Source organism: Sphingomonas sp., from assembly GCF_048595155.1.
In the GTDB taxonomy this organism is placed as follows: Bacteria; Pseudomonadota; Alphaproteobacteria; order Sphingomonadales; family Sphingomonadaceae; genus Sphingomonas_I.
On the sequence record NZ_JBMDXN010000061.1, the window covers coordinates 1 to 7,498 of the forward strand.

General features: G+C 62.5%; 7 protein-coding genes. All 7 read right to left on the reverse strand.

Going from position 1 to position 7,498, the window contains the following annotated elements; translation table 11 throughout:
- The coding region (locus ACOJSI_RS10135; RefSeq protein WP_420138163.1) for an NADH-quinone oxidoreductase subunit M at window positions 1–1,502 on the reverse strand (1,502 nt) is incomplete at its 3' end.
- A gap of 1 nt (window position 1,503) precedes the next feature.
- The gene (gene nuoL, locus ACOJSI_RS10140) at window positions 1,504–3,627 is read right to left on the reverse strand and encodes an NADH-quinone oxidoreductase subunit L (protein ID WP_420138164.1); all 2,124 of its coding nucleotides are present in this window, start codon (window positions 3,625–3,627) and stop codon (window positions 1,504–1,506) included.
- 79 nt (window positions 3,628–3,706) lie between these two features.
- A complete protein-coding gene (gene nuoK / locus ACOJSI_RS10145; protein ID WP_420138165.1) occupies window positions 3,707–4,012 on the reverse strand; it encodes an NADH-quinone oxidoreductase subunit NuoK in 306 nt (101 codons plus the stop codon).
- The gene (locus ACOJSI_RS10150) at window positions 4,009–4,623 is read right to left on the reverse strand and encodes an NADH-quinone oxidoreductase subunit J (protein ID WP_420138166.1); all 615 of its coding nucleotides are present in this window, start codon (window positions 4,621–4,623) and stop codon (window positions 4,009–4,011) included. The genes nuoK and ACOJSI_RS10150 overlap by 4 nt, the downstream gene beginning before the upstream one ends.
- Window positions 4,624–4,659: 36 nt before the next feature.
- A complete protein-coding gene (nuoI, locus tag ACOJSI_RS10155; protein ID WP_420138167.1) occupies window positions 4,660–5,145 on the reverse strand; it encodes an NADH-quinone oxidoreductase subunit NuoI in 486 nt (161 codons plus the stop codon).
- Window positions 5,142–6,191 carry an NADH-quinone oxidoreductase subunit NuoH gene (nuoH, locus tag ACOJSI_RS10160; protein ID WP_420138168.1) on the reverse strand — a complete coding sequence of 350 codons (1,050 nt, stop codon included), beginning with the start codon at window positions 6,189–6,191 and terminating at the stop codon, window positions 5,142–5,144. The genes nuoI and nuoH overlap by 4 nt, the downstream gene beginning before the upstream one ends.
- Window positions 6,188–7,498 (reverse strand): molybdopterin-dependent oxidoreductase (locus tag ACOJSI_RS10165; protein ID WP_420138169.1); only part of this gene is annotated, 1,311 nt, incomplete at its 5' end. The genes nuoH and ACOJSI_RS10165, both read right to left, overlap by 4 nt.

Consider the following 7,498-nt stretch of genomic DNA (forward strand, 5'->3'; position numbering starts at 1 on the left):
ACCGGGCGCGTGCCCTTGGTCAGCTTGGAATCACCCCCGTGCCAAACGGGATCGACCCGCGCCAGCACCACGCCCACGTCCTTGCGCATCGGCGCCATGAAACTCTCCGGATAGACGCCCATCCACAACACGACGAGCGCGATCGGCACGAGCATGACGAACTCACGCGGCGACAGATCAGACATGGCGGCCACGTCCGGCTTGTCGAGCGGCCCCTGCGCCACGCGTCGATACAGATACAACATATAAGCAGCGCCAAGGATGATCCCGGTCGTCGCGAAGAAGGCCGCCCAGGTCGACGCGCCGTAAATGCCCATCATGCTGAGGAATTCGCCGACGAAGCCCGACGTGCCGGGCAGACCGACCGAGGCCATCGTGAACAGCAGGAACAGCGAGGCATAATAAGGCATGTTCGTCGCGACGCCGCCGTAGCGCGCAATCTCACGGGTGTGCAGCCGATCATAGACCACGCCGACGCACAGGAAGAGCGCGCCCGACACGAGGCCGTGGCTGAGCATCACCAGCAGCGATCCTTCCAGCCCCTGCCGGTTGAACGCGAACAGGCCGAAGGTCACGAACGCCATATGCGCGACCGACGAATAGGCGATCAGCTTCTTCATGTCCTGCTGCACCAGCGCGACCAGCGAGGTGTAGACGATCGCGATGCTGCTGAGCGTCGCAATCAGCCAGAACAGCTCCGCGCTGGCTGCCGGGAACATCGGCAGCGAGAAACGGATGAAGCCATATCCGCCCATCTTGAGCAGCACGCCCGCCAGAATGACGGACCCGGCCGTCGGCGCCTGCACGTGCGCGTCGGGCAACCAGGTGTGGACCGGCCACATCGGCATCTTCACCGCGAAGGAGGCGAAGAAAGCAAGGAACAGCCACGTCTGCGCCTGCACCGGGAAATTGGTGTTCATCAGGACCGGAATGCTGGTCGATTGGGCGAAGTTCGCCATCCACAGCATCGCGATCAGCATCAGCACCGAGCCGAGCAGCGTGTAGAGGAAGAATTTATAGGAGGCGTAGATCCGCTCCTGCCCGCCCCAGATGCCGATGATCAGATACATCGGGATCAGGCCGGCTTCGAAGAAGATGTAGAACAGGAACATATCCTGCGCCGCGAACACGCCGAGCATCAGCGCCTCGGTCAGCAGCAACATCGCCATATATTCCGGCACGCGCTTGCTGATCGATTCCCAGCTGGCGAGAATGCAGATCGGCATCAGGAAGACCGACAATTCGATCAGCATCAGCGCGATGCCATCGATGCCGAGCGCCCAGCTGAAGCTGCCGAACAGCGGCAGGCTTTCGGTGAACTGCCATTGCGGCCCACCGACCTGATACATGACCCACAGCACGACGCCGATCGCGAAATCGATCAGCGTCGCAATGAGCGCGATCCACCGGGCGGCCTTGGCATCGGCGAACAGGCAGGCCGCCGCGGCGAAGATCGGAAGCCCGATCAGCAGGCTGAGGATGGGAAAGCCAAGCTGGTTCATATCAGGCCGCCATCGCCCAGGTTGCTGCTGCGGCAAGGCCAAGCAGCATCACCAGAGCATAGGTGTAGACATAGCCCGATTGCAGGCGGCGGCTGACCACGGCACCCGTCTGCACCACCCAGGCGGCACCGTTGGGACCGAAACGGTCGATGGTTTTTTGATCGCCGCGCTTCCAGAAGAAACGGCCCAGAGCGAAGGCGGGGCGGACGAAGAGGAGGTTATACAATTCGTCGAAATACCATTTGTTGAGCAGGAAGGCGTACAGCCCCTGAAAGGTTTCGGTGAAGCGGCGCGGGACCGAGCGATCCGCCATATAGGCATAGTAGGCCACGGCGAGGCCGATGATCATCACGATCGTAGCCGACAGCTTCACCAGTGCGGGTACATGGTGCGCGGCTTCCATCTGCTCATGGCTGAACCACAGGCTGCCCTGCCAGAAGTGGGCTGCCCCTTCCCCGATGAACGGACGGGCAAAAACATAACCCGCGAAGATCGCACCGAGCGTGAGCACCAGCAACGGCACCAGCATCGGCCACGGGCTTTCATGCGGGTGATAGCCTCCCGTGCCATGGACGACCTCGTGCGCGCCGGGCGCATGTGCGTGCGGCTCGGCGCCGGCCCCCTCGTCGGGCGCCTCATGATCGGCATCGGCACGATGTTCCTGCACGTGCTGGCCATGCGCCGCCTGATGATCATCGTCATGATGACCATGGCCATGCGCATCGTGCACGGCGTGCTGGATATGCTCCGACCCTGCCCAGCGCGGTTCGCCGAAGAAGGTCAGGAAGATCAGGCGCCAGGAATAGAAGCTGGTGAGCAAGGCGGCGGATACGCCCACGAAATAGGCGATGCCGCCCGCCGTCGTCCCGCGCGCATAGGCCGCCTCGATGATCGCATCCTTGGAATAGAAGCCGGCGAAGCCGAACACTTCCGCCACGCCGACACCGGTGATCGCGAGCGTCCCGGCCAGCATTGCCCAGAAGGTTATCGGGATATGCTTCCTTAAGCCCCCGTAGAAGCGCATATCCTGTTCATGGTGCATGGCGTGGATGACGGAGCCCGCGCACAGGAACAGCAAAGCCTTGAAGAAGGCGTGCGTGAAAAGGTGGAACAGGGCGCCGCCGAAAGCGCCGACGCCCGCCGCGAAGAACATGTAGCCAAGCTGCGAACAGGTCGAATAAGCGATCACGCGCTTGATATCGGTCTGCACCGTGCCGACTGTGGCTGCGAACAACGCCGTCGCGGCACCGACATAGGTCACGACCGTCAACGCCGTCTGGCTGGTCTCGAACAAGGGCGACAGGCGGCACACCATGAAGACGCCCGCCGTGACCATCGTCGCGGCGTGGATCAGCGCGGACACGGGCGTCGGACCTTCCATCGCGTCCGGCAGCCACGTGTGCAGGCCGAGCTGCGCCGATTTGCCCATCGCGCCGACGAACAGCAGCAGGCAGAGCAAGGTCATCGTGTCGACCCGTCCGCCCAGGAAACCGATCGTGGATCCGGCCATTCCAGGCGCGGCCGCGAGGATCGCCGGGATCGAGACGGTGCCGAAGACCAGGAAGACACCGAAGATGCCGAGGCTGAAGCCGAAATCGCCGACGCGGTTGACCACGAACGCCTTGATCGCAGCCGCCTGCGCCGACGGCTTCTCATACCAGAAGCCGATCAGGAGATAGGATGCGAGGCCGACGCCTTCCCAGCCGAAGAACATCTGGATCAGATTGTCCGACGTCACCAGCATGAGCATCGCGAAAGTGAACAGCGACAGATAGGCGAAGAAGCGCGGCTGCGACGGATCCTCCGCCATATAGCCCCAGCTATACAGGTGGACGAGGCTGGAGACCGTCGTGACGACCACCAGCATCACCGCCGTCAGCGTGTCTACGCGCAAGGACCAATCAACGTGCAGATCGCCGGAGCTGATGAAGCTCAGCACCTTCACGACATGAGCCGTGTCTGTGCCGTTCAGGAAACCGAGGAAGATCGGCCAGGATAGCGCGCACGATCCGAACAAGGCCGCGGTCGTGACGACCTTGGCGGGCACATTGCCGATGGCGCGATTGCCGAGCCCGGCGATGATCGCGGCCAGAAGCGGCAGGAAAACGATAGCAATGATGCTCAACGAACCGCCCCCTGCAGTTCCCGGTCCGACGCACGGGCGTTAACCGCGGCTTGCGCCAGAGAATGGAAAAAGTGCACCATCACCCCTTCATCCGGTTGACGTCGTCGACTGCGATCGTGCCGCGGCCACGGAAATAAATCACAAGAATGGCAAGTCCGATCGCGGCCTCGCCCGCCGCCACGGTCAGTACGAACATCGCGACCACCTGGCCGACGAGATCGTGGAGATAGGCCGAGAAAGCGACGAGGTTGATGTTCACGCTGAGCAGGATGAGCTCGATCGCCATCAGGATGATGATGATGTTCTTCCGGTTCAGGAAAATGCCGAACACGCCGGTCACGAACAGGATCGCGGACACGACCAGATAATGGGACAATCCGATCACAGCTCGACCCCCTGCCCGATGCCAGGCTGCATATTGCGCGTGGAATCCTCCGGACGGCGCATATTCTGGCGTGCGATATTCTGGCTGCGGACGTCACCGCGCTTGCGGTGCGTTAGTACGATCGCGCCGATGAGCGCGACCAGCAGAACGAGGCCGGCGCCTTCGAAGATGTAGAGATAGCGCGTGTAGATGAGGATACCTAGCGCCTGGATATTGGGGATACCCGCGGGATCCGGCGTCGGGGCGACCCGCGACAGCTGCAGACCACCGGCATTCCACGCGCTGCCGGCGAAGATGATCTCGCCGGCCAGCAGCGCCACGAGCCCGAGCCCGAGCGGCAGATAGCGCGCAAATCCGGAGCGCAGTTCGGCGAAATCGATGTCGAGCATCATCACGACGAACAGGAACAGCACCGCGACGGCGCCGACATAGACGATGATCAGCAACATCGCGATGAACTCGGCGCCGACCAGCACCATCAGCCCTGCGGCGTTGAAGAAAGCGAGGATCAGCCACAGTACGCTGTGCACGGGGTTGCGCGCGGTCACGCACAAGACGCCCGATAGCACGGTCACGACCGCAAACAGATAGAAGGCGAGGATCTGGATCACGGCTGGTTGGGGGCCCCTTGCGAGTTGCGGCGCGGCTTAACGGTAGGGTGCATCGGCGGCAAGGTTCTGCGCGAGGATCGGTTCCCACCGGTCCCCGTTGGCGATCAGCTTGGCCTTGTCGTAGATCAGCTCTTCACGCGTCTCGGTCGAATATTCGAAATTCGGCCCTTCGACGATCGCGTCGACCGGGCATGCTTCCTGGCAGAAGCCGCAGAAGATGCACTTGGTCAGGTCAATGTCGTAGCGCGTGGTGCGGCGGCTGCCGTCCTCACGCGGTTCGGCCTCGATCGTGATCGCCTGCGCCGGACATACCGCCTCGCACAATTTGCACGCGATGCAGCGTTCTTCGCCATTGGGATAGCGGCGCAGCGCATGCTCGCCGCGAAAGCGCGGGCTGAGCGGGTTCTTTTCGAAGGGATAGTTGATCGTCGCCTTCGCCTTGAAGAAATAGCGCAACGTCTTGGCGTGCGCCTTCACGAATTCCCACAAGGTGAAGGATTTGATGAGATAACCGACGTTCATGGGTGCATTCCGTAACGGGTGACCATCAGATAGCCGGAGACCAGGAAGACCCAGAACAACGACAGCGGCAGGAAGACCTTCCAGCCCAGACGCATGAGCTGGTCATAGCGATAGCGCGGGACGGTTGCCTTCACCCATGAGAAGACGAAGAAGAAGAACAGGATCTTGCCGAACAGCCAGATGATGCCGGGCACGGCATAGAGGATCGGCAGATCGATCGGAGGCAGCCAGCCGCCCCAGAACAAGGTGGCATTGAGCGCGCACATCAGCAGCACGTTGCCATATTCGCCAAGCCAGAAGAGCGCGAAGCTCATCGACGAATATTCGGTCTGGTAGCCGGCGACGATCTCGCTCTCGGCCTCGGTCAGGTCGAACGGCGCACGCGCGGTTTCCGCCATCGACGAGATCAGGAACATCACCGCCATCGGGAAGAGCAGCGGGTTGAGCCCGTAGGCGTTGACGAAGCCGAGAATATGGCCGCGCTGACCGGTGACGATCGCGTTGAGGTTGAAGCTGCCCGTCCACAACACGACCGAGATCACGATGAAGCCAATCGAGACCTCATAGCTCACCATCTGTGCGGCGGCACGGATCGCGGAATAGAAGGGATATTTAGAGTTGGACGCCCAGCCCGACAGGATCACGCCATAGACGCCGATCGAGCTGACCGCGAGCAGATAGAGCAGGCCGACATTGACGTTGGCGAGCACGGCGCGCGGGCCGAACGGGATCACCGCCCAAGCCGCCAAAGCAACGGTGAAGGTGATGATCGGTGCGATCAGGAACAGCCCACGATTGGCCGCAGCCGGGATGATCGTTTCCTGAAGGAAGACCTTCAGACCATCCGCGAAAGACTGCAGCAGGCCGAAGGGGCCAACCACGTTCGGACCCCGCCGCAGTGCCATCGCCGCCCAAATCTTGCGATCGGCATAGATGATCATCGCAACGGCCAGCATCAGCGGCAGCGCGATCACGAGGATGTCGATCAGCGTGGCAACGAACCACGCTGCTTCATAGGGCAGGAAGCCGGTGAACCAGCGGGTCATTCGGCAGCCTCCGCATAGGTTTCGCCGTGGAGGATTTCGGCCGAGCAGCGGCGCATCGTGTCGCTGGCGCGGGCGATGGCGTTGGTCAGGTAGAAATCCTGGATCGGATAAGCGAGCTCACCCGACGCCGAGGCATCGAGGCTCGGAACCTTCCAGTCGAAGCTCGCGAGGCCGACCGTGCCGAGCGCCGGAACCTCTGCCGCCATCTGCGCGCGCAGCGCCTCCAGCGTATCGAACGGCAAGGTTTGGCCGAGCACATCCGAAAGCGCGCGGAAAATCGCCCAATCCTCACGCGCATCACCCGGCGGGAAGACGGCGCGATCACCGCGCTGCACGCGCCCTTCGAGATTGACGTAGGTGCCACTCTTTTCGGCATAGCTCGCCGCCGGCAGGATCACATCGGCGATCGATGCGCCATGATCACCGTGATGGCCGACATAGACCTTGAAGCTGCCGCCAAGCGTCGCATCGGAAACCTCGTCGGCGCCGAGCAGGAAGGTCAGCTTCGGCGCCGCCTTGGTCACGTCGGCAATGCCGCCTGCCTGCGCATAGCCGAGCATCAAACCGCCCATGCGCGACGCCGCCATGTGCAGCACGTTATAGCCGTTCCAGCCGTCCTTGATCAGGCCAAGGCTGTCGATCAGCGCGAGGCTTGCCCCCTGCCCGGCCTTCAGCGCACCGACGCCGACGACCACTGCCGGACGCTGCGCCTTGCCAAACAGATCGGTCACCTCAGACGGCAGCGACCCGAGCAGGCCAAGATCATTGCCGAGCCAGGTTACCGGATAGGTCAGATCGACCTCCGGCCCGATCGCGAACACCTTCACGCCGCGCTTCACCGCCTTGCGGATGCGCGTGTTCACCAGCGGCGCTTCCCAGCGCACATTGGAGCCGACGATCAGGATCGCGTCCGCCGTTTCGATGCCGGCGATGGTCGAATTGAAATTCACCGCGGCCAGGCTGGACGCATCATAAGCGAGGCCGGTCTGACGGCCTTCCAACAAGCTCGAGCCAAGCTTGGCCAGCAATGCCTTGGCGGCATACATAGTTTCGCAATCGACCAGATCGCCGGCAATCGCCGCGACGCTCGATCCGGCATTGACTGCCTTGATGGCGTCGAACGCCTCGGCCCAGGTGGCCGGCTGAAGCTTGCCGTCGCGACGCACATAGGTCTTGTCGAGACGCGCACGGACGAGACCATCGACATGATGTCGCGTCTTGTCCGACGCCCTTTCTTCGTTGACGTCTTCGTTGATGCGAGGGAGCGCCCGCAGCACCTGACGACCGCGGCTATCGAGCCGGATGTT